Origin of the sequence: Pseudomonas sp. R3-52-08 (genome assembly GCF_003851745.1) — a bacterium.
Lineage (GTDB): Bacteria > Pseudomonadota > Gammaproteobacteria > Pseudomonadales > Pseudomonadaceae > Aquipseudomonas.
In genome coordinates this window covers 2,068,409-2,093,257 of the sequence record NZ_CP027730.1, presented here as the reverse complement: position 1 = coordinate 2,093,257, position 24,849 = coordinate 2,068,409, and the positions used below count along the sequence as shown (strand labels likewise).

20 protein-coding genes and 3 pseudogenes are annotated in these 24,849 nt (G+C 61.0%); 10 read left to right on the top strand and 13 right to left on the bottom strand.

The genetic code is table 11. From position 1 onward, the window contains the following. Nucleotides 1-49 precede the first annotated feature (49 nt). Nucleotides 50-244, top strand: a complete 195-nt coding sequence (locus tag C4J91_RS09700) for a hypothetical protein (RefSeq protein WP_033899765.1) — start codon at nt 50-52, stop codon at nt 242-244. 91 nt (nt 245-335) lie between these two features. Then, complete coding sequence (locus tag C4J91_RS27525) at nt 336-512, top strand: hypothetical protein (protein WP_164484521.1); 177 nt, start codon at nt 336-338, stop codon at nt 510-512. Here C4J91_RS27525 and C4J91_RS09695 read toward each other — a convergent pair. After that, entirely contained in the window at nt 509-1,576 is a 1,068-nt protein-coding gene (locus C4J91_RS09695) for an AI-2E family transporter (RefSeq protein WP_124362109.1), read from the bottom strand. The genes C4J91_RS27525 and C4J91_RS09695 overlap by 4 nt on opposite strands. Nucleotides 1,577-1,751: 175 nt before the next feature. Here C4J91_RS09695 and yegQ point away from each other — a divergent pair, with 175 nt between their 5' ends. Beyond that, a complete protein-coding gene (yegQ, locus tag C4J91_RS09690) occupies nt 1,752-3,065 on the top strand; it encodes a tRNA 5-hydroxyuridine modification protein YegQ (protein ID WP_124365127.1) in 1,314 nt (437 codons plus the stop codon). A gap of 1 nt (nt 3,066) precedes the next feature. On the opposite strand, the pseudogene C4J91_RS28090 reads toward yegQ, so the two are convergent. From C4J91_RS28090 to C4J91_RS09680, 3 genes and pseudogenes are all read right to left on the bottom strand, one after another. Further along, nucleotides 3,067-3,657, bottom strand: a pseudogene (locus C4J91_RS28090) (methyl-accepting chemotaxis protein); the annotation flags it as partial. Between the two features lie 315 nt (nt 3,658-3,972). Further along, a pseudogene (locus tag C4J91_RS28085) lies at nt 3,973-4,746 on the bottom strand (cache domain-containing protein); the annotation flags it as partial. 176 nt (nt 4,747-4,922) lie between these two features. Further along, on the bottom strand, nt 4,923-6,242 hold the full coding sequence (locus C4J91_RS09680; RefSeq protein WP_164484581.1) for a Na+/H+ antiporter family protein: 1,320 nt from the start codon (nt 6,240-6,242) through the stop codon (nt 4,923-4,925). Nucleotides 6,243-6,455: 213 nt separating this feature from the next. Between C4J91_RS09680 and C4J91_RS28080 the strand changes: the two are divergent. Then, nucleotides 6,456-7,724: pseudogene (locus C4J91_RS28080) on the top strand (chemotaxis protein); the annotation flags it as partial. A 150-nt stretch (nt 7,725-7,874) separates the two neighbouring features. Further along, nucleotides 7,875-8,630: a methyl-accepting chemotaxis protein gene (locus C4J91_RS28075; protein WP_372237494.1), complete on the top strand. Its 756-nt coding sequence runs from the start codon at nt 7,875-7,877 to the stop codon at nt 8,628-8,630. Between the two features lie 672 nt (nt 8,631-9,302). Here C4J91_RS28075 and C4J91_RS09670 read toward each other — a convergent pair. From C4J91_RS09670 to C4J91_RS09655, 4 genes are read right to left on the bottom strand one after another with little or no spacing between them, the layout of a single operon-like run. Continuing rightward, nucleotides 9,303-10,616, bottom strand: coding sequence for a sensor histidine kinase (locus tag C4J91_RS09670; protein WP_124362105.1), 1,314 nt, complete (start codon nt 10,614-10,616; stop codon nt 9,303-9,305). Beyond that, entirely contained in the window at nt 10,613-11,281 is a 669-nt protein-coding gene (locus C4J91_RS09665) for a response regulator transcription factor (RefSeq protein ID WP_124362104.1), read from the bottom strand. Before C4J91_RS09665 ends, C4J91_RS09670 begins: the two co-directional genes overlap by 4 nt. Beyond that, nucleotides 11,281-11,592 (bottom strand): PepSY domain-containing protein, encoded by a 312-nt coding sequence (locus C4J91_RS09660; protein WP_124362103.1) that lies wholly within the window; start codon nt 11,590-11,592, stop codon nt 11,281-11,283. The genes C4J91_RS09665 and C4J91_RS09660 overlap by 1 nt, the downstream gene beginning before the upstream one ends. Next, nucleotides 11,592-11,894: a PepSY domain-containing protein gene (locus tag C4J91_RS09655; protein ID WP_124362102.1), complete on the bottom strand. Its 303-nt coding sequence runs from the start codon at nt 11,892-11,894 to the stop codon at nt 11,592-11,594. The genes C4J91_RS09660 and C4J91_RS09655 overlap by 1 nt, the downstream gene beginning before the upstream one ends. Nucleotides 11,895-12,077: 183 nt before the next feature. On the opposite strand from C4J91_RS09655, the gene C4J91_RS09650 reads away from it, so the two are divergent. The 4 genes from C4J91_RS09650 (at nt 12,078) to codA (ending at nt 16,398) form a co-directional block, all read left to right on the top strand. Next, nucleotides 12,078-13,157 carry a patatin-like phospholipase family protein gene (locus tag C4J91_RS09650; protein ID WP_124362101.1) on the top strand — a complete coding sequence of 360 codons (1,080 nt, stop codon included), beginning with the start codon at nt 12,078-12,080 and terminating at the stop codon, nt 13,155-13,157. Nucleotides 13,158-13,233: 76 nt separating this feature from the next. Beyond that, nucleotides 13,234-13,590 (top strand): 6-carboxytetrahydropterin synthase QueD, encoded by a 357-nt coding sequence (gene queD / locus C4J91_RS09645; protein WP_017736453.1) that lies wholly within the window; start codon nt 13,234-13,236, stop codon nt 13,588-13,590. A gap of 238 nt (nt 13,591-13,828) precedes the next feature. Beyond that, nucleotides 13,829-15,097, top strand: coding sequence for a cytosine permease (gene codB, locus C4J91_RS09640; RefSeq protein WP_124362100.1), 1,269 nt, complete (start codon nt 13,829-13,831; stop codon nt 15,095-15,097). Nucleotides 15,098-15,162: 65 nt separating this feature from the next. After that, nucleotides 15,163-16,398, top strand: coding sequence for a cytosine deaminase (gene codA / locus C4J91_RS09635; protein WP_124362099.1), 1,236 nt, complete (start codon nt 15,163-15,165; stop codon nt 16,396-16,398). A gap of 9 nt (nt 16,399-16,407) precedes the next feature. Here the strand turns inward: codA and C4J91_RS09630 are convergent, their stop codons facing one another. The 5 genes from C4J91_RS09630 to C4J91_RS09610 form a co-directional block, all read right to left on the bottom strand. Beyond that, a complete protein-coding gene (locus C4J91_RS09630; RefSeq protein ID WP_124362098.1) occupies nt 16,408-18,558 on the bottom strand; it encodes a lipase family protein in 2,151 nt (716 codons plus the stop codon). 14 nt (nt 18,559-18,572) lie between these two features. Then, entirely contained in the window at nt 18,573-19,346 is a 774-nt protein-coding gene (locus C4J91_RS09625; RefSeq protein ID WP_124362097.1) for a hypothetical protein, read from the bottom strand. Beyond that, nucleotides 19,339-20,175, bottom strand: a complete 837-nt coding sequence (locus C4J91_RS09620; protein WP_124365126.1) for a DUF4123 domain-containing protein — start codon at nt 20,173-20,175, stop codon at nt 19,339-19,341. Before C4J91_RS09620 ends, C4J91_RS09625 begins: the two co-directional genes overlap by 8 nt. Then, nucleotides 20,175-22,193, bottom strand: coding sequence for a type VI secretion system tip protein TssI/VgrG (gene tssI / locus C4J91_RS09615; RefSeq protein ID WP_124362096.1), 2,019 nt, complete (start codon nt 22,191-22,193; stop codon nt 20,175-20,177). The genes C4J91_RS09620 and tssI overlap by 1 nt, the downstream gene beginning before the upstream one ends. A 292-nt stretch (nt 22,194-22,485) precedes the next feature. Beyond that, nucleotides 22,486-23,469: a diaminopimelate epimerase gene (locus tag C4J91_RS09610; RefSeq protein ID WP_124362095.1), complete on the bottom strand. Its 984-nt coding sequence runs from the start codon at nt 23,467-23,469 to the stop codon at nt 22,486-22,488. A gap of 228 nt (nt 23,470-23,697) precedes the next feature. Here C4J91_RS09610 and C4J91_RS09605 point away from each other — a divergent pair, with 228 nt between their 5' ends. Continuing rightward, nucleotides 23,698-24,849 carry an MFS transporter gene (locus tag C4J91_RS09605; protein WP_124362094.1) on the top strand — a complete coding sequence of 384 codons (1,152 nt, stop codon included), beginning with the start codon at nt 23,698-23,700 and terminating at the stop codon, nt 24,847-24,849.

The following is a 24,849-nucleotide window of genomic DNA, read 5'->3' as shown; positions in this document are numbered from 1 at the left end:
GTTTCACTATCGACCCTGTCCACCCAATAACAATTACGGACGATTGACCATGCCCACACAAAATCCGCATCGCACCGCTGGCCTCTGCACTTCCAGCAAGGTCTATAGCGCCCTGACCGAACTCAAGCACCTGGAAGGCCACCGCAGCGCGAAGTTCCTGGCATTGCTGGCAGAGAACCTGGTGCGCAAGGGCCTGCTCAGCGAACAGGAAGTGGTGCACATGCTCGACCAAGTGGTGGACTGACGCCCGGCGTTGATGTTGACTATCGAGCCAGGTGATTTTTCCTACGCGCCGCCGCACCGTAAGGTGACCTCCATAACGTTTGGAGGTACTTATGCCCACTGTTCAGATCATGTCCGTCATCGGCAGCGCCGTTCCCGCCCCTCTTCGCAAGCTGGGCTTGCTCGCCTGCTGGTATGTAGTACGCGATGGCGAGCCTATCAGCGGCCCGCTCACTTCGTTATCCGACGCCCAACTGCAACTGGCTGCCAACTACAGGCTTGAAGCCTAGGGTAACGGCAATTTGACGCGCGGCTTGGTTTCCACGAACAACGCCCAGCAGGAAATGAACAGCGCCGCGACCAGCGGCCCGATCACGAAGCCGTTCAGGCCGAATACCGACAAGCCGCCCAGCGTCGAGATCAGGATCAGGTAGTCCGGCATCTTGGTGTCCTTGCCCACCAGAATCGGGCGCAGTACGTTGTCTACCAGGCCGATCACGAACACGCCGAACAGCGCCAGCACCACGCCCTGCCAGATCGAACCGCTCAACAGGAAGTAGGCGGCCACCGGGCCCCATACAATCCCGGCACCCACCGCAGGCAGCAGGGATAGAAACGCCATCAATACCGCCCAGAGCAATGCACTGGGAATATCCAGGAACCAGAAAATAAAGCCCCCCAGCGCACCTTGAGTGACGGCCACCAGCACGTTGCCCTTGACCGTGGCTCGCACCACCCGGTTGAACTTGAGTTGCAGGCGACGCTTTTGCGGCTCGGCCAATGGCACCGCCGTGCGCACCTTGCGCACCAGTTCCGGGCCGTCGCGCAGGAGGAAAAACAGCAGGTAGAGCATGATGAAAAAGCTCACCAGGAAATCGAACGTGCCCTGGCCGAAGCTGAACGCCTGTGTGGCGAAGAACTGGCTGCCCTGCATCGCGCCTTTCACCACCTTTTCCCGCAGCCCTTCCAGGTTGCCCATGCCGAAGCGGTCCAGCAGGTGCTGGAAGTATGGCGGGAGGAAATGCTTGAACTGCTCGATATAACCGGCCACATCCAACTGGCCGCTTTCGACGTTCTTGTAAAGGGTGGCGCCCTCTTGCACCAGCAAGGCGCTGGTAATGATCACTGGCAAAATCGCGATCACCAGGCACACCGTCAAGGTGGTCAGGGAAGTCAGGTTGCGGTTCCAGCCAAAGCGCTGCTGCAGGCGGCGCTGCATGGGCGCGAAGATGATGCCGAGGATCACCGCCCAGAACACCGCGCCGTAAAACGGCAGCAATATCCAGATGAAGGCGACGGTCACCAGGGCCAGCAGTAACAGCAGGGTCTTGAATTGCAGGTTGGTTTGATTCATGTCCGATCCATGTCAAAAAAGCACAGGGCCGGTGTCGGCCCTGTTGCTTAGTCCGCAGCGAAACCTGGGAGTGCCCTGGTTGTTCGAACAAGCATAGATCGGCTTATCTAGACGTGGATCAATGCACCACGCCAAGGCCTGCACTACCCTCGCGCCTTTTGCGGCTCACACCTCCATGCTCCCACTGATCGCCCCCGAACTGCTCGCGCCCGCCGGCACGTTGAAGAACATGCGTTACGCCTTTGCCTATGGCGCCGATGCGGTGTACGCCGGCCAGCCGCGCTACAGCCTGCGCGTGCGCAACAATGAATTCGACCACGCCAACCTGGCCCTCGGGATCCAGGAAGCCCATGCACAGGACAAGCGTTTCTACGTGGTGGTGAACATCGCGCCGCACAACGCCAAACTGAAAACCTTTCTCAAGGACCTGGCCCCCGTGGTCGCCATGGGCCCGGACGCGCTGATCATGTCTGACCCAGGGCTGATCATGCTGGTGCGCCAGCATTTTGCGCAGATGCCGGTTCACTTGTCGGTTCAAGCCAATACCGTCAACTGGGCCAGTGTGGTGTTCTGGCAACAACAAGGCATCTGCCGGGTAATCCTGTCGCGGGAGTTGTCGCTGGAAGAGATCGGCGAGATTCGCCAACACGTGCCGGCCATGGAACTGGAGGTGTTCGTCCATGGCGCCCTGTGCATGGCCTATTCCGGGCGTTGCCTGCTATCTGGCTACATGAACAAGCGCGACGCCAACCAGGGCACCTGCACCAATGCATGTCGATGGAAATACCAGGCCACCCCGGCGGTGGAAAACGCCACGGGTGACATCGTCCAGGCATTCGAACCGACGCTGGGCATCGGCACGCCGACCGACCAGGTATTCCTGTTGCAGGAAGCCAATCGCCCCACTGAGCAGATGCCGGCGTTCGAAGACGAACACGGCACCTACATCATGAACGCCAAGGATCTGCGCGCCGTGCAGCACGTGGAGCGCCTGACCCGCATGGGCGTGCATTCACTGAAGATCGAAGGCCGTACCAAATCGCACTTCTATTGCGCGCGCACCACCCAGGTGTATCGCCGCGCAATTGATGATGCAATGGCCGGTCGCGCCTTTGACCGCCGCTTGATGACCGACCTCGAATCCCTGGCCCAGCGCGGTTACACCGAAGGTTTCCTGCGCCGCCATGTGCACGACGAATACCAGAACTACCAGAACGGCAGCTCCGTCTCCGAGCGCCAGCAGTTTGTGGGTGAGTTGACCGGCGAACGCCGGGGCGAGCTGGCCGAGGTCAAGGTGAAGAACCGCTTTGCCGTGGGCAATCAGCTGGAACTGATGACGCCGGCCGGCAACTTTCACTTTGCCCTGGCCACCTTGCATAACGCCAAGGGCGACGCCATCGAGGTAGCGCCGGGGGATGGGCACACGGTGTATGTGCCCCTGCCGGCCGAGCTGGACCTGGCGTTTGGTTTGCTGATGCGCGACGTGTAGGTCAGATCCTGAACTGGCCCACCAACTGCCCGAGGCGCTGGCCCAAGTCCGCCAGGCTGCGGGAAGTCTGGGCGCCTAGCTGGGTTTCATCGGCCACGCTGTCCACCGCCACGGCAATCTGGTGCACGCTGCGGTTGATCTCTTCCGCCACGGCCGTTTGTTCCTCGGCGGCGCTGGCGATTTGCGCGTTCATCGAGTTGATGGTGCCGATCAGCTGGGCCATGGTGTCGAGCGACGCGCCGGCCTGGTTGGCCTGGGCCGATGTGCCGTCCCCGGCATCGCTGGAGCGGCGCATGGCATCCACGGCGGCTTCGGTGCCTTTTTGCAGGCGGTCGATCATGCCCTGGATTTCCTGAGTGCTGGTCTGGGTGCGGCTGGCCAGGGCGCGCACTTCATCGGCGACCACCGCAAACCCACGTCCGGCCTCCCCTGCCCGCGCAGCTTCAATTGCCGCGTTGAGCGCCAGCAGGTTGGTTTGTTCAGCAATCGAGCGGATCACGCCAAGCACACTGACAATCGACGACACGTCCTGCTGCAGGCTGTCGAGGGACACACCGCTGCTGCGGATATCGTTCACCAGCGCATGGATCTGCGCGATGCTGCCGTCCACCACACGCTTGGCGGCCTGGCCCTCGGCATCGGTCTGCTGCGCGGCGACGGCGGCCCCCTGGGCACTGCGCGCCACTTCATGGGCGGCGGACGACATCTGGTTGATCGCGGTGGCGACCTGATCGGTTTCGTGACGCTGGCGTTCCATGGCGGTTTCCGAGCGCTGGGCTTGCTCGGACACCTGGCTCACCAGGCCGGTGAGTTGCGCGGTCATTTCGGTGATCTGGCGGACCAGGCCGTGGATCTTGTCGACAAACCGATTGAACGCGCCGGCCAGGTCGCCGAGCTCATCCTGGCTGGTAATGGCCAGGCGGCGTGTCAAGTCACCTTCACCGGCGGCGATATCGTCCAGGTTGGCCTTCATCAGACTCAGTGGGCGCAGGATCGTGTTGGCCACCAGCAGGCCGACGGCAGCAATCACCAGCAATACCACAACCGCCAGACCGAGAATGCTCAACAGTACGCCTTCCATGCGTTTCTCTACCTTGGCCTCGACCACCGCAACCTGAGCATCGATGCCATCCAGGTTGACCGAGGTACCGATGACCATGTCCCACTTGGGCAGGTATTCGGTATAGCCGAGCTTGGGCACCAGCTCGGTCTGGCCGGGCTGGGTCGAGCTGTATTGCAGGTAGTGGGTACCGTCCTTGCCGACTTTGACCAGGTCGCGGTTGACGTAGACGCCGTTGGGGTCGCGGTTGTCCTTGAAACTCTTGCCCACGCCGTCCGGGCTGTTGCCCTTGAACAGGCGAATGGTCTCGGAATCGTAGCCGAAGAAATAACCGTCCTTGCCGTAGCTGGTGTTGGACAGCAACTTGACCACCTGCGCCCGCGCTGCCGTATCACCGGGGGCGGCCGCGTCGTAGAACGGCTTGATGGTGGTCAGGGCCACCTCGACATAACTGTGCAGCGTGGTCTTGGCGTCGTTGAGCAGGCGCTGGCGGGTTTCATCCACTTCGTTGCGCGCCTGGCCCTGAAGTATCCACACGGTGGTCAGGCTGATCACCAGGGCGAACAGCAACACCGGCACTATGGCAAGGGTCAGGACTTTGGCCTTGAGGCTCAGACGCATGGCTTTTCTCTCTTATTAGGGGCGACTTGAGAGGTTAGCGGCCAAACGCGTGATTTCTGTAGGAGCGAGCTTGCTCGCGAAGGTCTCCGACCTAACACGTGCATTCTGGATGAACGCATTATCTAAACGTTTTTCGCGAGCAATCTCGCTCCTACAGTAAGGTATGGGCCCGGCTGTCAGAGCGTCATCGCCGCCAGCCAGCCGAACGCCAGCAGCGGCAGGTTGTAGTGCAGGAAGGTCGGCACCACGGTATCCCAGATATGATGGTGCTGGCCGTCGATGTTCAGGCCGGAGGTCGGCCCGAGGGTGGAGTCTGACGCCGGTGAACCGGCGTCGCCCAAGGCCCCGGCGGTGCCGACGATACACACGATCGCCAGCGGGCTGAAACCCAGCTGCACGCACAACGGCACAAAAATCGCCGCCAGGATCGGCACTGTGGAAAACGACGAACCGATGCCCATGGTCACCAACAGCCCCACCAGCAGCATCAACAGCGCCCCTACCCCACGGCTATGGCCGATGAACGCCGCCGAGGCCTCCACCAGCGAGCGCACATCACCGGTGGCCTTGAGCACTTCGGCAAAGCCCGACGAGGCGATCATGATGAAGCCGATCATCGCCATCATCTTCATGCCTTCGGTGAACAGGTCATCGGTGTCGCGCCAGCGCACGATGCCCGACACCGAAAAAATCAGGAACCCGGCCAGCGCACCGATGATCATCGAGTCCAGCCACAGCTGAATGATGAACGCCGAAGCAATCGCCAGGCCGGCGACCAGCAGGGTCAACGGGTTGTACTGCACCGCCACCTGCTCGACACGCTCGATTTTTTCAAGGTCGTACACGCGCTTTTTGCGGTAGCTGATAAACACCGCCACCAGCAGGCCGACCACCATGCCCAGCGCGGGCAGGCTCATGGCGTGGGTTACGTTGACCTGGCTGATGTCCACGCCGCTCTTGGCCACGTTGGCCAGCAGGATCTGGTTGAGGAAGATATTGCCGAAGCCCACCGGCAGGAACATGTAGGGCGTGATCAAGCCGAACGTCATGACGCAAGCGATCAGGCGGCGATCCAGTTGCAGCTTGGTCAACACGTATAACAGCGGCGGCACCAGCAGCGGGATGAACGCGATGTGGATCGGCAGGATGTTCTGCGAAGCAATCGCCACCGCCCACAACAGGCCGATCAACAGCCATTTGACGTGATTGCCGCCGCTGGCTTCCTGGCGATCGACCAGCAACAGCGCTTTGTCCGCCAGGGCATGGGCCAGGCCGGATTTGGCAATCGCCACCGCGAAAGCGCCGAGTAAGGCGTAGGACAAAGCCACCGTCGCACCGCCGCCCAAACCACTGTTGAACGCTTTGAGCGTGGCGTCGATACCCAGGCCACCGGTCAAGCCGCCCACCAGGGCGCCCACGATGATGGCGATGACCACATGCACGCGGGACAGGCTGAGCACCAGCATGGTGCCGACCGCGGCGATAACAGCGTTAATCATGGTTACCTCAGGACATAAACATAAAAGACAGGCATGCCCGCGCCTCAGCGGCCATTGAAGGCGCTGCCGGCGTACGGGCTCAAAGAGGTCTTATTAGAGGTCGCGCACTTTGCAGCAGCCGGGCGGCCATGTCAAAAAGCGACGCCGTTTTGAGGGTTAAATTGAATGTTTGAATAAAGAAAAAACCAGCGTAGCCGATAACGGTTTTCTATGTGTATTCAGGTAAAGGATGTCCCGATGTCGCTCAGGCAGCTCTCCATTCAATGGAAAATCACCCTGCTCGCGGGCCTCTGCCTGCTGGGGATCGTGACCCTGCTGGTGGGTCTGTCGCTGTATCGCATGGCGCAGAGTTCCGAGCAGGTAAAAGCGTCCAGCATGCAGATGCTCGATGAGGCCGCCCAGGCGCGCATTGAGGCTCAAGGTGAAGTGCAGGCGCTGGGCATTCGCCAGCAGTTCATGGATGCCTACCAGTACGGCCATGGGTTTTCCCGCCAGGTGCTGTTTTTGCGCGAGCAGGCGGAAAAACGCTTTCTCGACGCCTTCGACACCCGCGAAGACCTGACCCGTCAGGTCAGGGCCGCGCTCCAGGCCAACCCCGACCTGCTCGGCTTGTCCCTGGTGTTCGAAGCCAATGCGCTGGACGGCAAGGATGAGTTGTTCGCCAACCAGGCGGAACTGGGCAGTAACGACACCGGCCGCTTCGCGCTGTACTGGTCGCAGCCGACGCCCGGCAAAATCACCTCCATGGCGCTGCCCGAAAGCGACATGAGCGACACCTCCGTCGGCCCCAGCGGCGAAAAAGCCAACGCCTGGTTCACCTGCCCGCGCACCACCCTCAAGCCCTGCGTGATCGAGCCTTACTTTTATGTGATCGACGGGCAGAACGTGCTGATGACCAGTATCGTCTTCCCGCTGATCGTCAACGGCAAGGTCATTGCCTCGTTGTCGGTGGACATCAACCTCAACAGCCTGCAGGCCGTGAGCCAACAGGCCAGCCAGAAACTGTACGACGGCCAGACCCACGTCAGCATCCTCAGCCCCACCGGCTTGCTCGCCGGCTACAGCCCGGACGCCAGCAAGCTCAGCCAGCGCCTGGACCAGGTCGACACGACCAACGGCGCAGAGTTGATCACTGCCCTGGCCAGCAGCACACAGACCCGCAGCCTGCGTAGCGATCAGCAACTCAAAGTGCTGGCGCCCTTTGCCCCGATCCCCGGCGGCAGGCCGTGGGGCGTGTTGCTGGACGTGCCGAAAAAAGTTCTGGTGGCGCCGGCCGAGGCGCTCAAGGCCCAGTTGGATGCCGACAATACCCAGGGCACCCTGCTGGAACTCGGGCTGGGCCTGCTGGCCGCCGTGGTCGGTCTGATCCTGGTGTGGTTGATGGCGCGTAGCGTGACCCGGCCGATCCTCGGCGTGGCGCACATGCTCGAGGACATCGCCAGCGGCGAAGGCGACCTGACCCGCCGCCTGGCTTACGACAAACAGGACGAGCTGGGCCAACTGGCGGGCTGGTTCAACCGTTTCCTCGACAAGCTGCAGCCGATCATCGCCGAGGTCAAACGCTCGGTGCAGGACGCCCGTGGCACGGCCGACCGATCCGCCGCGATTGCCAGCGAAACCAGTGCCGGCATGGAGCAGCAGTATCGCCAGGTTGACCAGGTGGCCACCGCCTCCCACGAAATGAGCGCCACCGCCCAGGACGTCGCCCGCAGCGCAGCCCAGGCAGCGCAAGCCGCCCGCGATGCCGATCAATCGACCCGCGATGGCCTGACCGTGATCGATCAGACCACCAGCAACATCGGCTTGCTGGCCGCTGACATGAGCACGGCCATGGCGCAGGTTGAAGGCCTGGCCAGCAGCAGCGAAAAAATCGGCTCGGTCCTGGAAGTGATTCGCGGCATCGCCGAGCAGACCAACCTGCTGGCGCTCAATGCCGCCATCGAGGCAGCCCGCGCCGGTGAGGCTGGCCGTGGCTTTGCCGTGGTGGCCGACGAAGTGCGCAACCTGGCACGGCGTACCCAGGAGTCGGTGGAAGAAACCCGCGTGGTGATCGAACAATTGCAAAGCGGCACCGAGGAAGTGGTCGGTGCCATGGGCAACAGCTACCGCCAGGCCCAAGGCAGCGTCGAGCAGGTCGGCCAGGCCGTCACCGCGCTACGCCAGATCGGTGACGCCGTGACCGTGATCAGCGACATGAACCTGCAAATCGCCAGCGCCGCCGAAGAGCAAAGCGCGGTGGCCGAAGAGATCAACCACAACGTGGCGACGATTCGGGATGTGACTGAGTCGCTGTCGGAACAGGCCAATGAATCGGCGCGGGTGAGCCGGGCGTTGAACAGCCTGGCGAATCAGCAGCAGGGGTTGATGGATCAGTTCAGGGTGTAACCACTCTTATCCTGACGCAGATCCAATGTGGGAGGGGCGGTGCGACGATTCGACTTGCCCCCGATGGCGGTGGGTCAGTCACTGATGTGTTGACGACACTCCCTCATCGGGGCATAGGTATCTACACAACTTTGGCACGGCCCTGAACCTGTGACGAGGGAGCTTGCGCCCGTGGCGACTTGGCGGCCTATAGCTATCTGACTGATGCCGCGCGATCCAAATGTGGGAGGGGGCTTGCCCCCGATAGCGGCCTGACAGCCGACCAAGATGTTGGATCAAGGCGAGTACATATCCGTTGCTGCGGTAACGGCGGCTTAGGGTTCCGCCCTTACGGCGTCTCACTTTTGAAAAGCGCAAAAGTAAGCAAAACGCTCTTGCCCCACCACTCGGCACCTCGCCTAGGCTCGGTGTGCCCGTAATCCGATAGTGATTTGGGGGGCCGCCGCCACGCGCCATCCATGGCGCGGGGCGGCTAAACCGGCATCCCTGCCGGTTTACCCCCCAAATCACTATCGAATTCCGGCCAGCGTGGTTTAACGGGGCGCCTAGATCGAAAGCAAGATCAAGAGCGGCTCGCTTCGCATCGTGGTTACCGTAGGCTGATGCTACAAAAGTTGTGTAGATACCTATGGCCATCGGGGGCAAGCCCCCTCCCACATTTTTAAATCGGCACTACCGCCTGGGCAATTCGATCAACGCTTTGAGCCCGCCCAACTCGCTTTCCTGCAACTGCAACGTCCCGCCCCACACCTCGACGATATCGCGCACGATGCCCAGCCCCAGACCGTGGCCGTCGACCTGCTCATCCAGGCGTGCGCCACGGCTGAACACTTGGTCACGCTGGGTCTCGGGAATGCCGGGGCCATCGTCTTCGACGGCCAGCAGGTAGCTGTGCGGCGTCTCACTCACGCTCAGTCGTACTTCGGCATCCGCCCATTTGCAGGCGTTGTCCAGCAGGTTGCCGAGCAACTCGAGCAAATCTTCACGGTCCCAGGGCAGTTGCAGGCCGGGGGCGACGTGGTAGCGCAGGTCCAGGTGTTCGCCGTGGATCATGTTCAGGGTAGCCAACAGCCCCGGCAGTTCTTTTTCACAGTCGAACAACGCCCCCGGCAGAGTTTCGCCAGCCAGGCGCGCGCGATTGAGCTCGCGGTTGAGGCGCTGCTGCACCTGCTCAAGCTGATCGCGCAACAACTTGCTCAACTGCGGCTGATCCCTGAGTGCCTCGCTCGACGCCGCACTCAACATCACCGCCAATGGGGTTTTCAGCGCGTGCCCCAGGTTGCCCAGGGCATTGCGCGAGCGCTTGAGGCTGTCTTCGGTGTGTGCCAGCAAATGGTTGATCTGCGCCACCAGCGGCTCCAGCTCCAGCGGCACCTGGGTGTCCAGTTGCGAACGCTGGCCCTGTTGCAACTGAGCAATCTGATTGCGCGCAGTTTCCAACGGGCGCAAGGCGCGGCGCACGGTGATCCGTTGCAATACCAGCACCACCAGCAATGCCGCCAGCCCCAGTACCAGGCCGATCTGGCGCATCAGGCGAAAGCTTTCCCGTACCGGCGTGTAGTCCTGCGCCACGCTGATGGAGATCGGCAGGCCGAAGCGTTTGTAGTCGGAGCGCAATACCAGCAGTTTCTGGCCTTCAGGCCCCAGTTGCAGATTGCCCTTGATCCCGGCCTCGGGGAGCGTCGGCAGTTCCTGGTCCCACAAGGAGCGGGAGCGCCAGTGAGTGTCGGCAAAATCGATGCGGAAGTAATGCCCCGAGAAGGGGCGTTGATAGGCGGGCGACAGGCGATGCTCATCCAACTGTACGCCGTTGGGCCCACGCACCAGCGCCACCAGCAGGTTTTCGCTGTCGTTGCGCAGGCCGGCCTCCAGATAACGCTGCAAACCGGCTTCGAACAGCCACAGGCTGGTTTGCGCCAGCACCACGCCGACGATCACCAGCACGCTGATCAACCCCAGGCTCAAGCGCCGCTGGATCGATTTCATGCAGGGCTGGCGCCAAACCGGTAGCCCTGGCCACGCCGGGTTTCGATCACGCTGCGCCCCAGCTTGCGGCGCAGATGATTGACGTGGACTTCCAGCACGTTGGAGTCGCGCTCGGTCTCGCCGTCATAAAGATGCTCGGCCAGATGGCTTTTCGACAGGATCTGTTCGGGGTGCAGCATGAAATAACGCAACAGGCGGAACTCGGCTGCCGTGAGCTGGATCTCTTCACCGTCGCGCAGCACGCACTGGCGGCCTTCGTCCAGGTGCAGGCCGGCGGCTTGCAGGGTCGGTTGGTTGGCATGCCCGTGAGACCTTCGTAACAGCGCCTGAATGCGCAGGTGCAGTTCTTCGGGGTGAAACGGCTTGCTCAGGTAATCATCGGCGCCGGCCTTGAGCCCCTCGATACGTTCGGCCCAGGAATCACGCGCCGTCAGCACCAGCACCGGCGTGGCCAGGGCTGCCGCGCGCCATTGCGCCAGCACCTCCAGCCCCGGCAAACCCGGCAGGCCAAGGTCGAGGATAATCAGGTCATAGGGTTCGCTGCGCCCCTGGTACGCCGCATCGCGCCCATCGGCCAGCCAGTCGACCGCGTAGCCTTGGCGCTGCAGGCCGGCCAGCAGCTCATCGGCCAGCGGGACGTTGTCTTCCACCAGGAGCAGGCGCATCAGTCTTCCTTATCTTTGATCAATGTACCGTTGGTTGCGTCGAGCTTGATTTCGCGCACTACGCCTTCGGTGGTCACCAGTTCCACTTCATAGGCATATTCACCGTGCTTTTTCTCCAGCTCCGCCTCCAGCAGCCGGGCTCCAGGGTAGCGTGACATGGCCGTATGCAACAGGTCCTCCAGCGGCAGGATCACCCCCTGCTGGCGCAGCGCCAAGGCTTCATCCTGATTGAGGTCGCGAGCGGCCAGGCTTGAGCAAAAGGCCAGGAGCGCCAGCAGCACCAAACTACCGGCGCGTCGATATAGCGTCATTACGTGTCCTGATGATTCTTGAGAACGTGCCCGGTGAGCGCATCCAATTCAACGTCCCACTCAAGGCCATGGGCATCTTCCAGTTCGACCTGGTAGACGTACTTGCCGTACTCCTCGTCCAGGTCAGTGCCCAGCAAGGTGGAACCCGGATGCAAGGCCAGGGCCGTGGCTTCAAGCTGATCGAAGGCGACAATGGTAACAGTGCCAGGCAATTTCAGCGGTTTGTCGGGGTCCATTGCCCAGCCCTGCGTGATCGAGGATGCAATGATACCGGCGGCGACCAGCGCTGTAAGGCGCTTCATGATGAGTCTCCGTTTCAGGATGTTTTTCCTACACCTGATCACGGTACGCGCGGCAACTTAACTGAAACTGAATTGCCACCATGGCAATTTCGCTTCGATCTCCCACGCCATACTGTTTACTCTGGATACAACCGTTATCGTTAACGTTTTTCGCGAGCACCCTCGCCCCTGCCCGAGACGTGTATGACCGCCATTCACATCAAATTCCCCGCGCTGACGCTCAAGGCCGGCACGCGCGCCTTCACTCGTATTCGCGAGCAAGGCCTTGCGCCTGCTGACGTTGGCATCCTTCCCGGCGCGGCCGGCGGCCCCAAGGCCCTGGGCATTCAGGGCCTTGACCTGGCGCTGTTCGGCGACTGGCTGGCGCGTGCGCCTCGGGAGCGCGCGCTGATCGGTGCGTCCATCGGTTCCTGGCGATTTGCCAGCGCTTGCCTGCCCGACCCGGTGCAAGGCTTGCTCGACCTGGGCCGCCTGTATAACGAGCAGCGTTTTGCCAAAGGCGTGACCATGACCGAAGTCAGCCAGAGCTGTGAGCGCATGCTCGACGACCTGCTGGCCGGCCGCGATGCACAGGTGCTGGACAACCCCGACTATCGCCTGAACATCATGGTGGTGAAAAGCCATGGCCTGCTCGCCGATGACCACCGAGGCCGGCTGGGCCTGGGCCTGTCCTCGGTGATCGCCGATAACCTGCGCGGCCGCGCGCGGTTGTCGCGGCATTTCGAACGCCTGATCGTCCACGACCCCCGCCAGGCGCCCCCGGTGCACCCGCTGAAGGATTTTCCGTCGCGCTTCCTTGCACTGGAAATGAGCAACCTGCGCCAGGCGCTGCTGGCGTCCGGCTCGATTCCCATGGTGATGCAGGGCGTACGCGACCTGCCTGGTGCAGGCGCCGGAACCTACCGCGACGGCGGCTTGTTGGACTACCACCTCGACCTGCCCTACTGCGGCGACGATATCGTGTTGTACCCGCACTTTACCGACCGGGTCATTCCGGGCTGGTTCGACAAAGGCCTGCCATGGCGGCGTAGCAATCCACAGGGTTTGCAGGATGTCTTGCTGCTGGCACCGTCCAGGGACTACCTGGCCCGCCTGCCTCACGGCAAATTGCCGGACCGTAGCGACTTCAAGCGCTTCATGGGCGACGACAAAAGTCGCAACAAATACTGGCAGACGGCAATGAGCGAGAGTCGGCGGTTGGGCGACGAGTTTCTGCAGCTGGCGGACAACGGTGGACTGGGCGAGCGTTTGCAAGCACTTTGACCCAGCGGTATGCGCGGCGACGGGTCAAGCTGTTAAACTCGCCGCCTGCCAGATACCTGACCGAGCTGAAAATACCGTGGAAATCTTCAAAGAGTTTACGTTCGAATCCGCCCACCGCCTGCCCCACGTCCCCGACGGCCATAAATGCGGACGCCTGCACGGGCATTCGTTCAAGGTGGCGATCCACTTGAGCGGCGACCTGGATCCCCATACCGGCTGGATTCGCGACTTCTCGGAAATCAAGGCGATTTTCAAGCCGCTCTACGAGCGTCTCGACCACAACTACCTCAACGACATCCCCGGCCTGGAAAACCCCACCAGCGAAGTGCTGGCCAAGTGGATCTGGACTGAATTGAAACCCTTGCTGCCGGAACTCAGCGCGATTCGCATCCATGAGACGTGCACCAGCGGATGTATCTATCGCGGCGAGTAAGTCCTGGACTGTTGAAAAAACCACCTGCGGGTGGTTTTTTTATGCCTGCCCTCGACTGATCCGATTTGTATCACGGCTGCACCGCTTTCGCGCTTGATGGGCCAGCAGTTCCCCTTGCGCCGACGACTTCCCTGCCATTGGCTATAACTACCGGGCGCCCCAGGGCGCATGCATCCGCGCCGCCGTTTTGGCACGCACGGTGCAACAGGCCTGCGTCATTATCCAGGGAGCAAGGCACATGACCCAGCAAGAATCCGGTAACGATTACCCGCTCAGCGAAGTGCCCCTGCATGCGCGCAAGGGCCTGGCCTCCACGGCCATGGTGCTGCTGGGGTTCACATTTTTTACGGCGACCATGTTTGCCGGCGGCAAGCTGGGGGTGGCCTTCAGCTTTATCGACATGCTCGGCGTTGTGGCCCTGGGTAACCTGCTGCTGGGTATCTACGCCGCGGGCCTGGGCTACATCGCCTTCAGGAGCGGTTTGAACTCGGTATTGATGGGGCGTTTCTGCTTCGGTGAAATCGGCAGCAAGCTCAGTGACCTGATCCTCGGGTTCACCCAGATCGGCTGGTATGCCTGGGGCACCGCCACGGCCGCCGTGGTGCTGGGCAAGTATTTTGAATTGAGCCAGGGCAGCGTATTGGCATTGATGGTGGTGTTTGGCCTGGTGTTCTGTGCCACGGCATACGTGGGGTATCGCGGGCTGGAAATCCTGTCTTACATCGCGGTGCCCGCCATGGGCATTCTGCTGGTGCTGTCGATGTGGGTCGCAACCGTAAAGGTTGGCGGGCTGGACGGCCTGCTGGCGGTGGTGCCGACCGCTGAGCTGGACCTGTCCACGGCGATCACCCTGGTGTTCGGCACCTTTGTCAGCGGCGCAACCCAGGCCACCAACTGGACGCGGTTTTCTCGCTCGGCCAAGGTCGCGGTACTGGCCAGCCTGATCGGCTTTTTTATCGGCAACGGCCTGATGGTGTTGATCGGAGCCTACGGCGCAATCGTTTATCAGCAGCCTGACGTAGTGGAAGTCTTGCTGCTGCAGGGTTTCGCCATGGCGGCGATGGCCATGCTGCTGCTCAATATCTGGAGCACTCAGGACAACACCATCTACAACTTCGCCGTCGCCGGCTGCAACCTGCTGCGCACCCGGCGGCGCAAAACCGTGACCCTGGCCGGTGCAGTGATCGGCACCCTGCTCGCCTTGCTGGGCATGTACGACATGCTCGTGCCGTACCTGATTCTGTTGGGCACGGTGATCCCGCCGATTGGCGGGGTGATCATGGCGGACTTCTTCTACCGTTATCGCGGCCAATACCCACGCCTGGCGGATGCCCGCCTGCCCGCGTTCAATTGGCCCGGGCTGGCGGCGTACGCGGTGGGCACGCTGTTGGCGTTCAACTCACCCTGGGTTGCACCGCTGGTGGGGATCGCTGCCGCGTCGCTCACCTACATGCTGCTCATCGCTTTACTGCGCGTGCGCGAACCTCTGGCCGACGCCCCGGCATGAGCCTGACCACTGCCAATGGTAACCTGACGGCCGCCTGATTGAATTTAGCCAAGAGGAACTTGCCCATGCACATCATCAATGCCCGCCTGCGCAACCGTGAAGGCCTGCATGATCTGCACCTGGAACATGGCCGGATCGCCAGCATCACTGCACAAACAAGCATACCGACCTTAATGACCGGCGACCTGGATGCCGCCGGCAATCTGGTGATCCCACCCTTCGTCGAACCGCACATTCACCTGGACGCCACCCTCACGGCCGGCGAACCACGCTGGAACATGAGCGGCACCCTGTTCGAAGGCATCGAGTGCTGGGGGGAACGCAAAGCCACCATCACGGAGGAAGACACCAAAACCCGCGCCAAAAAAACCATCCAGGCCCTCGCCGCCCACGGTATCCAGCATGTGCGCACCCACGTCGACGTGACCGACCCGGACCTCACCGCGCTCAAAGCCATGCTGCAAGTGCGCGAAGAAAGCTCGCACCTGATCGACCTGCAAATCGTTGCCTTTCCCCAGGAAGGCATCGAGTCTTTCCGCAATGGCCGTGAGTTGATGGAAGAAGCCATTCGCCTGGGCGCCGACGTCATCGGCGGCATCCCCCACTTCGAGTACACCCGCGATCAAGGGGTGAGTTCGGTGAAGTTCCTCATGGACCTGGCCGAACGCACCGGCTGCCTGGTGGATGTCCACTGCGACGAAACCGACGACCCGCACTCACGCTTTCTCGAAGTGCTGGCCGAGCAAGCACGCAGCCGCGACATGGGTGCTCGCGTCACCGCCAGCCACACCACCGCCATGGGCTCCTACGACAACGCCTACTGCGCCAAACTGTTTCGCCTGCTGGGTCACTCCGGCATCAGCTTCGTCTCCTGCCCCACCGAAAGTATCCACTTGCAAGGCCGCTTTGACAGCTTCCCCAAACGCCGGGGCGTCACACGCGTCAACGAACTGCTCGAAGCCGGCATGAACGTGTGTTTCGGCCAGGACTCCATCGTCGACCCCTGGTACCCGTTGGGCAACGGCAACATCCTGCGCGTATTGGAAGCCGGTTTGCACATCTGCCATATGCTCGGCTACCGCAACCTGCAGAACGCCCTGGACCTGGTCACCGACAACAGCGCCAAGGCCATGGCCCTCGGCGACCGGTACGGCCTGGAACCCGGTCGACCGGCCAACCTGTTGGTCCTCTCTGCAGACAGTGATTATGAGGTGATTCGCAGCCAGGGCCTGCCGTTGTATTCGATCCGCAACGGCAAGGTGCTGATGAAACGTCAGCCGGCGCAGGTGGAGTTTGTGTAATGCACTGAGCTAGACGATCGCGTCGATGTCCAGTATTTGCGCTTTTCCCCGGTCGCTGTGGAGGGGTGACGGAACACTGGCCACCTGGGACAAGGCGCGGTTTTCCCGGTGAGTGAACCAGCGTTTGAGACCCAGTTGCAGATTGGAACTGTGGGCATGGCTACCGTACACATCGCGCGCATCGAGGCGGCGCCAGCGCAGGCTGGCCAGGCGCTCGCGACCGGTGTGCAAACGGTCGATCTCGGCGTTCAAGGCGTCGTTGTGCTCATGGCTACGGTCATTGGCCGGGCGCGAACGGGCAAGGTCGCGGCGTTTGGTCCTTAACTGCTCGCGCATGTCTGCGAGCGCGCTATCCACCAGCTCGAACTCCCTCGCGGTCACCAGAGGCTCCTGGCTCTCCAGGGTTTGCTGCCAGCGCCGCAATGTCGCCCAGGCTGCGGGAATATAGCTGGCGGTCATGAAGTGCTGGTTGGCCTGGAACAGTTGCCGCAAAAGGTTGTCGCGGTCGGGCATGTCGCCGTGTAACTGCAGCGCTCGATTACAACCAGCCTCCTGGATCGACTCACAGCCAGGTTTCCACAACACCGAAGCGTGTGTGCCATCGGCAAGTCTAATCGGCATGAAGTGCTGCTGTTCACCATGGTGCTGGTAGGCACTCCCACCGACGCGTACCAGGCCAGCGGCAAACAACAAGCCGCCGGCGGTGGGGGCACTGAATAATGTGACGGCGCCTGGCACCCAGAGTTTGGCAGTGGTGTTCATCCACGGCGCCGGCACACTGGGGACGGGATCATTGTGGTTGACGATTCGGTGATGGACCAGGGCGCGGGCGCCTGCGGTAAATTCGGAATCGGCGGCGCGGGGCGCACCGTAGGTGTAGAGCAGGATGTTGTAGTTGGCGTCCGGGATGCGCCGCAGCCCTTCAGCGAGTAGCAAGGCAATCGCCCCGCCGAGGCTGTGGCCGCAGATGACAATTCGCTGCCCCATGTAGAATTGGTCAAGGTATTGCGTCACGAAACTGCGCATCGCTCGGTATGCCTGATAAAAACCTTCATGCGCCTTGCCGACACCGTCAGCGAAAGCCACTTGGTGGGCATTTGCATCGCGCAGCGCGTCGGCTCTGCTGAATGTGCCTCGCACAGATATCAGGACCACCTCCTCGTGGTGAGTGATAAAAGCCTGGGTGTCGGTACCGTCTTTTTCGTCATCGAAAAAGTGCAAGCGCGCAGGGTGCTCCTGCTCCTCTTTCAGTTCCGGGCGATTTTGCGGGTACAACTCGGGATCGAAGGGCAGGATTTCAAAGCGTCTTGAATAAGGGACTTCTTCATACAGCGGATAAAAGCGCTGCTCTTGCTTCGGATCGATCCGCCAGGCTTCGTGATACCCTGACAGCTGCTCGGCGAACAGATTTCCAACGCTGGGGTCCTGCGGGAAGCCGACCTTATCCAAAGGGTTTATGGGTGGCTCCTGGCCGAAATCGCAGTAGCTCATCGCAGCAAACAATGCCAACTGATACAGGTTCAGGGCGCAGAAGCTGTCTTGCGTGGATAACATTGGGCGTAACGCCCGCAGTGGCCGCACTTCAAGAGCTGTGTGGTAGTTGGGGAACAATACAATACCCGCCAAGGTTGGCTCGGGCGGGCCAAATCCAAGTTCCGCCATCATTTTCAAAGCATGGCTTTTTGGGCGGTGGGCGCGTGGTTCTATCGGCGGCAAATGGGCGGCATGCCGGACTAAGTCACGGACTTCGACTTGATAGAACCGGTCGGCTTTCTGCCGTACAGGATTATTCTCGGTTCGCTGGCCATGAGTGTTGGAAAACCGCGTTTGTTCAGCGCGAAATTGAAGTTCCGTGATAGGGAGCGCATACGTACGTCGGACCATCAACTCCTGGTACAGCTGCTCTACTCCCGAATAGGGATCGTCGAAGAAAAGCACAACTGGCCCGCAATAAATATTCTGCAGCTTCGCGAAACCTTCTTCGTTTAATCTACCTTCGTATCGTTGCCCGGTACTGTCGTGGACGGTGTACCGCAGGCCGCCATAAGTCGTCCCCACACCGAGTTCATCAACTAGACAAAAACTTACCCAGTGTCCTCGCAATGCACAGGCCGGTTTAATATCACTGAAAAAAGATTGCTTCCGTGCGTCCTGATTCATGAATTTTCTCCTTATTAATTACACGACGGGTAAACATCACAAATGCGACCATCCGGCATTTTTATAGGTTTGAAGTGGGTCGTATCGCCGTTGCAGAAAGCGTACATATCTTCGAAACTCTTGCCTCGGCAACGCTTCCATCCGCCTGGAACAGCTACCCATTTATTGTCAAAAGCAGGCTGTTCCTCATCGGTCACAGTCAACTCCATCCTGAGTGTTTTCCCTGGCAACTGATCGCGTTGCGCGACGCCTCCTGGTCGCGCGTTTTGCAGTTGCCCCGTAGCGTCTATCGAACGGCACTGCAGAATCTTCCTGATTCCGTGAGCAGGACCTATCGTTCGAAACCACCACTGACACACCCCCTTTAACTGCTGAACCCCTGATGCCGGCATCCCGGGTGTCTCCAGGCGATCCCTAAAGGCAATGTGGGCATAATCCCCTCCGAAATCTGCGTTCCGCGTGCCCCATTTGGCATTGAAGTTGAATTCCACACTCGCCAATACCAAAGGACATCCTTCCACTCTTTCACTCAACGGCAACTCATAACTCACCCGGCTCGCTGAAGGCTTGTAGTCGGTAAAAAAGACTTTCCTTTCGGGCCTCTTGCCCCGACGCCGCGGCAGCGTGCAGATTTCACCTGGTGCAGGTCGGTAATTAGCCGCCGTTTTAAGTTCAAACTCGGCCGGCAAATCCACTTCCAGCGTAAAGCTATCCGTCGCCTTCCCCGCACACCCCGTAAGCCACATCATTCCAACAGCCAGCAATGCACGTCCCATCCACCTACTCATCCTTGACCGCCTCCTTGCGCCACTGCTCCAGCACACGCTCAAAATGCTGTCCCGGTGCCTCCCCCTCTAACGGCTGCCAGCGAACGACACTGCCGCGCGTCGCCTCCTCCAACCGGCGCACCACCAGAAATTCAAGCTGCTCGGGCAAACGCCACTGCCAGAGACGGGCCTGCTCCAGCACTTGGGCCAACCAGATCCTGGGGTCATGAAACTCCACCAGAGCAGCCAGGTCTTCACTGTGCTCGGCCAGCAGGTAGCGCAGGATATTGGCCTGCAGAATGGTCGCGGTCTGAGGGTTGGGCGCCTGCAACCAGGGCGCGGGATCGGGGACCGCATACTCGCCCGGCGCGGGATTGTCGCGGCTGCACCAGCGGCCTTCATGCCAGTAACACACGCTGGTCAGCGGGCCCAAGTAGATGGGCCATTGTTCTGCCGGCAGATACGCCATGGCACGGGCCAGGGTGCGGTTGTCGTGAAAACGGTACAGGGCCTTTTCGCCTTCTGGCCCGACCAGCAGTCGCTCACGCCAATGTCGGATCACAACACCCAGGTCATCGCTGGGTAAACTGCCCAGCCATCCCCGGTTTGCCTCCGGACTTTGCAGATGGTTGACCAGCGCAGGCTCTCTTATCTGCTCCAACATCAGGATCACGGGGCCCCTGCTCGCCAGGCCGGCTGCCGCTGTTTCCCCATAGAGCGGGCAATACTGCGAGGGGTCGCGAGCCGCCATCAGCGACTGGCAGTTCTCATTATTTGCTTCGAGCATGAGGCATAAACGACGCCCCGCCTGTTGTTGCTGCGCCATCCATTGATAAGCCAAGTCTTGCATCATGCGGCTCTCCCGGCGAAATCGCATTGGCCTTCGCGACAACGCTCGCAGATCGGGCAAAAATCCGCGTCCAGTTGGCGGGCCATGTCCATGATGAGGCCCTGCACAACAGAGACTTCAGGCGTAGCCGCAACAGACGCTGGGCTGGCCGACCTTGCAGCGGATGGCGCGCCACCGACGGTGATGGGCCGGCTGCTGAAAATCCCGCCGGCCTGAATCTGCAAATGCTCGCCGCCGGCCTTGAAACTCAACTGCGCGCCTGCATCGATGACAAGGCTGGCACCCGCCTTCAGGTGAATCTGTTGACCGGCTTCGATCACCATCACCTGTGTCACCTGGGTGTGGCTGTCGCCTTGCACGGCCAGATGGTCGTTTGCCGTCAGCGCAATACTGCGGTCTCCCGTGATGTGGCGCTGCTCTCCGCTCTCAAGACGCACCGTGCTCAAGCCTCGGATGATTTCACTGCGCTCACCAGACACCTCCAAACGGCTGTCATGGCCCACCTGCTGCTCCAGGTCACGCTGGGCTCGCAGGTAGATCAGCTCTTCGCCACGGCGGTCTTCAAGATGCAGCTCATTGCTGCCCGCTCCCCCGGGGACGCTGCGACTGCGCAACACGCTGCGGGTCTTGTGCTGCGGCAGGGAATAAGCCGGCATCTGCGACGCATTGGGCAGGCAACCGTTGATCAATGGCCGGTCCGGATCGCCCTCCAGGAAGGTCACCAACACCTCCATGCCCACCCGTGGAATCATCATGGCGCCAAACCCGGCACCGGCCCACCCGGAGGCAACCCTTACCCAACAGCTGCTCTTGTCATCCGTCTGGTCCAGGCGATCCCAATGAAACCGCACCTTCACTCGACCATAGGCATCGCAGTGCACCTCTTCATCCGCAGGCCCTGTAACAGTCGCCGTTTGGCTGCCGTTGATGGACGGCTTGGGATGTTTGAGCGGGGGTCGATGCACCGCACGCCAGGGGGTCGCAATGAAGCGGTTGCGATACCCGACGAAGGTGTCCGTATCGACTACCAGTTCCTCCAGCACCTGCGGCTGATAGCCTTCGTGACGCACCGAGGTGATCAGCCACAGGTCGTTGCAGACCGGATCCGGATGGCCTTGCAACTCAAGAAAATGGCCACTGCGCAACAGGGGCTGGTCGCTCTTGCCTGACGCACAATGGCGGTCGGATTGATGTCGCTCCAGGCTGCGACGCGCCAGTTGCGCCCCCCGTGCATGGCCGGTGAAACCGGCTGGATAACGGTAGTCTTCAAGCGCCGCGTCCGGTACACCGCCGGCGGTATCCTGCAACCGCAGCGACGGGTGTTCGAAGTCATGGTCGCGGCGCACCGTTCGCCGGCTGCGGGTTTGCAGGCGTACATCGAAGCGGTGAATACCCTTCGTTGCGGCCAGCGGATCGATCGTCGAGCAGTATCGCTGCAACGGCAGGCGCTGAAACACGGTTTGATCATCCCCGAACACCAGCAGATGACCGTCGACACTATGGCGGAAGTGGTAATGGATACCCTCCTCCTCGCACAAGCGCTGGATGAAGTGCAGGTCCGTTTCCGCATACTGCACGCAAAAGAGCCGAAGCGGATAAACCACCGGGCCGAGCTCGAAGGCGTAGGCATCTGCCAGGATGCCGTGCTGTTCAAGAACGCTGGCAATCATCTGCGGCACGCTACGCTGCTGGAAAACCCGCTGGTCGCGGCGATGGGCAAGGCAGGCCAGGCGGGGCGCGAGGGTAAGGTGATAACGGGTGAGCCGGGCACCCGGAGCATCGCGGCCGATGGTATAGACCAACCCGTGCAGGCCTTGCTCCGTTTCGCCCAGGTACAGATAGACCGGCTGATGAAGCAACGCCTCCAGATCCAGGTCAGGGCTTTCGCTGACGAATTGCACCTGGATGAAATACGGTTGATCAAGACACTCACTGCCGTTGAAAGCGAGTACCTGCAAGTGGGCAGTGACGCCTTGGATCATTAATTTGAAACGTGACGAAACAAACGCATCAACCATCCGTTGTTACCCGCCAATCCATAACTCGCTGATTAAAAGCTCTCCTCGTTGACTGCCGAATACTGGCCGAGAAAAAGCGCCTGAACGCCTTGAAGCTTAGCGATCTCAGGGAAAATTCGGCCCTTGGAAAATAAAAAAGAAGTTTCGTACGACAAGGTTGGAAGTGTCTTTTACAAAATAAGAAATTCGTTTAACAAACAAATTATCAACAATAAGAAAATTCTTACTTCGACACTTCCAAATAGAACTATCCATTAAGGAAATAGCTGACCCACATCACCATGGCAATTGCTTACGCCAGTGAATGCGCGGTCCCGAAAAGACTGACGCTCGACAACGTTTCAGCTTCAACCCGCAAACGTACTGGCGCCGTGCCGCCCGGCATCACCACCGCCACCTCCCCGGCGCCGACCCAACCTGCTCGCCATGCCGCACAGGCCACCGCGCTGGCGCTGGTACCCGAAGACGCAGTAGGCCCTTCGCCGCGCTCGAACACCCGCGCGATTACCTGATTACCCGAAGCACGCGCGGCCCATTGCAAATTGACCCCCGCGACACAGGGACGACCGCTGCCCACAGGCGGAGCGAAGGCGATCGCTTGCAATCGCTCAAACAGTGCCAATTGATGCATGGCGAGATAGGTGGGCAATGCCGCCATCTGCTCGACAAGTGTTACGCAATGGGGATTGCCCACCCGCACGAACTGGCTTCTATCCCATTGCGGGTCTATCGCCGCCAACGCGGCCACGTGACTGAACTCACCCTGCTGCGCCACACCGCTATCCACTCCCGCACCGGCTGCCGATGGGCCGAAACCCGGTTGCCCCAGGTCCAGCCAAAAGCCCTCGACCTGCTGGTACACCGCAGGCTCCACCCGCGTGACCACCGGTGAAACTGCATCCGCTTTATCGTGATGCACCCGCAACTCGCAGCCTTCTGACATAACGCCTTGGTCGGTCAATGCCTGGGCAAAGATGGTTAACCCGTTGCCACTGCGCTCGGCGAGGCTACCGTCAGTATTGACGATCAATAGATCGAAAGGTGGCGCAGCCTGAAACGGCCCAACCAGCAACCCGTCGCAGCGATGAGCCTTGGCACCGGGCGCCGGCGACACCGCTCCCCACCCGCATTCGGCAGCAATGGCCGATGCGCTCCATGCCTGGCGCGCACTCGCGGCGAGGTCGGCGCCATCGGGCAGGTCAACACCCCGGCGACGTAAATAATCGGGGCTGACTACCCCATAGATATTGCCGCGCGCGTCATAGAACCGAGTCACGCTGTAAGCTGCTTGAAAAAAGTCATCGGTCTGTTCGTCGGTAGCCTGAAAGAGAGAGCAACAGCGTATTACAGAACGCCCACTTCTACACACGCGACACCTTCAGGTTGGAAATACCGTCACGGGCCGCTCGCTAATCCCAAGGGAACCCGGCTCGCCCGACGAGGCCTGATGTGCAAGGATGTCACGCCGGACATCGTTCGTTGAACGCAACACCAAGGATTATTCATGACTGCCATCCCCACTTCCGCCCCCGTGGTTCCCGGGCGGCTGGAGCAAATGTCGACCCGTATCGCTTTTTTCATCGCTGGCTTCGGCATCGCGGCCTGGGCACCGCTGGTGCCGTACGCCAAGGCGCGCGCGCAACTCAACGAAGGCACACTTGGCCTGTTGCTATTGTGCCTGGGGGTAGGATCGATCCTCGCCATGCCCGTAGCCGGGGTGTTGGCGTCACGCTTTGGCTGCCGGCGCGTGTTGACCGCCGGCACGGTCTTGATTTGCCTGGCGTTGCCGATGCTGGCCACCGTCAGTTCGATTCCGCTGCTGATGGCAGGGTTGTTCCTGTTTGGCGCAGGGCTGGGCACGGTGGATTCGACGGTCAACCTGCAAGCGGTGATCGTTGAACGCGCCAGCGGGAAAACCATGATGTCGGGCTTCCACGGGTTGTTCAGCCTGGGTGGGATCGTCGGTGCGGCGGGGGTCTCCGGCTTGCTGGGGCTGGGCTTGTCGCCGCTGCAGGCAACCCTGGTGGTGATCGTCATCATGGCAGTGGCACTGCTCAAGGCCAGGCCGCATCTGCTCCCCTATGGCAGTGAAAGCTCAGGGCCGGCGTTTGCCATTCCTCATGGCGTGGTGCTGTTTATCGGCTGCTTGTGTTTCATCGTTTTCCTGGCCGAAGGCGCAGTACTGGACTGGAGCGCGGTGTTCCTCAGTGCCGAACGCGGCCTGGACGAAGCTTATGCGGGCCTCGGCTACGCGGCATTCGCCCTGACCATGACCGCCGGGCGCTTGACCGGTGACGTGATTGTGCGGCGCCTGGGCGCTACCTGGGTGATCGTGGCCGGTGGCACGTTGGCAGCGGCCGGTGTGTTTCTGGCCACGCTGTCCCCTGCCTGGGAAATGGCGCTGCTTGGGTATGCGCTGGTGGGCGCCGGCTGCTCCAATATCGTCCCGGTGCTTTATACCGCCGTGGGCAAACAGAAGGTGATGCCGGAACATATTGCCGTGCCCGCCATCACCACGCTGGGCTATGCGGGCATATTGGCCGGGCCGGCAGTGATCGGTTTCATTGCCCATGCCAGCAGCGTGGCAACCGCGTTCCTGCTGATCGGTGGGTTGCTGGCAGCGGTGGCGATCAGCGGCAGGATAGTGCGTGTATAA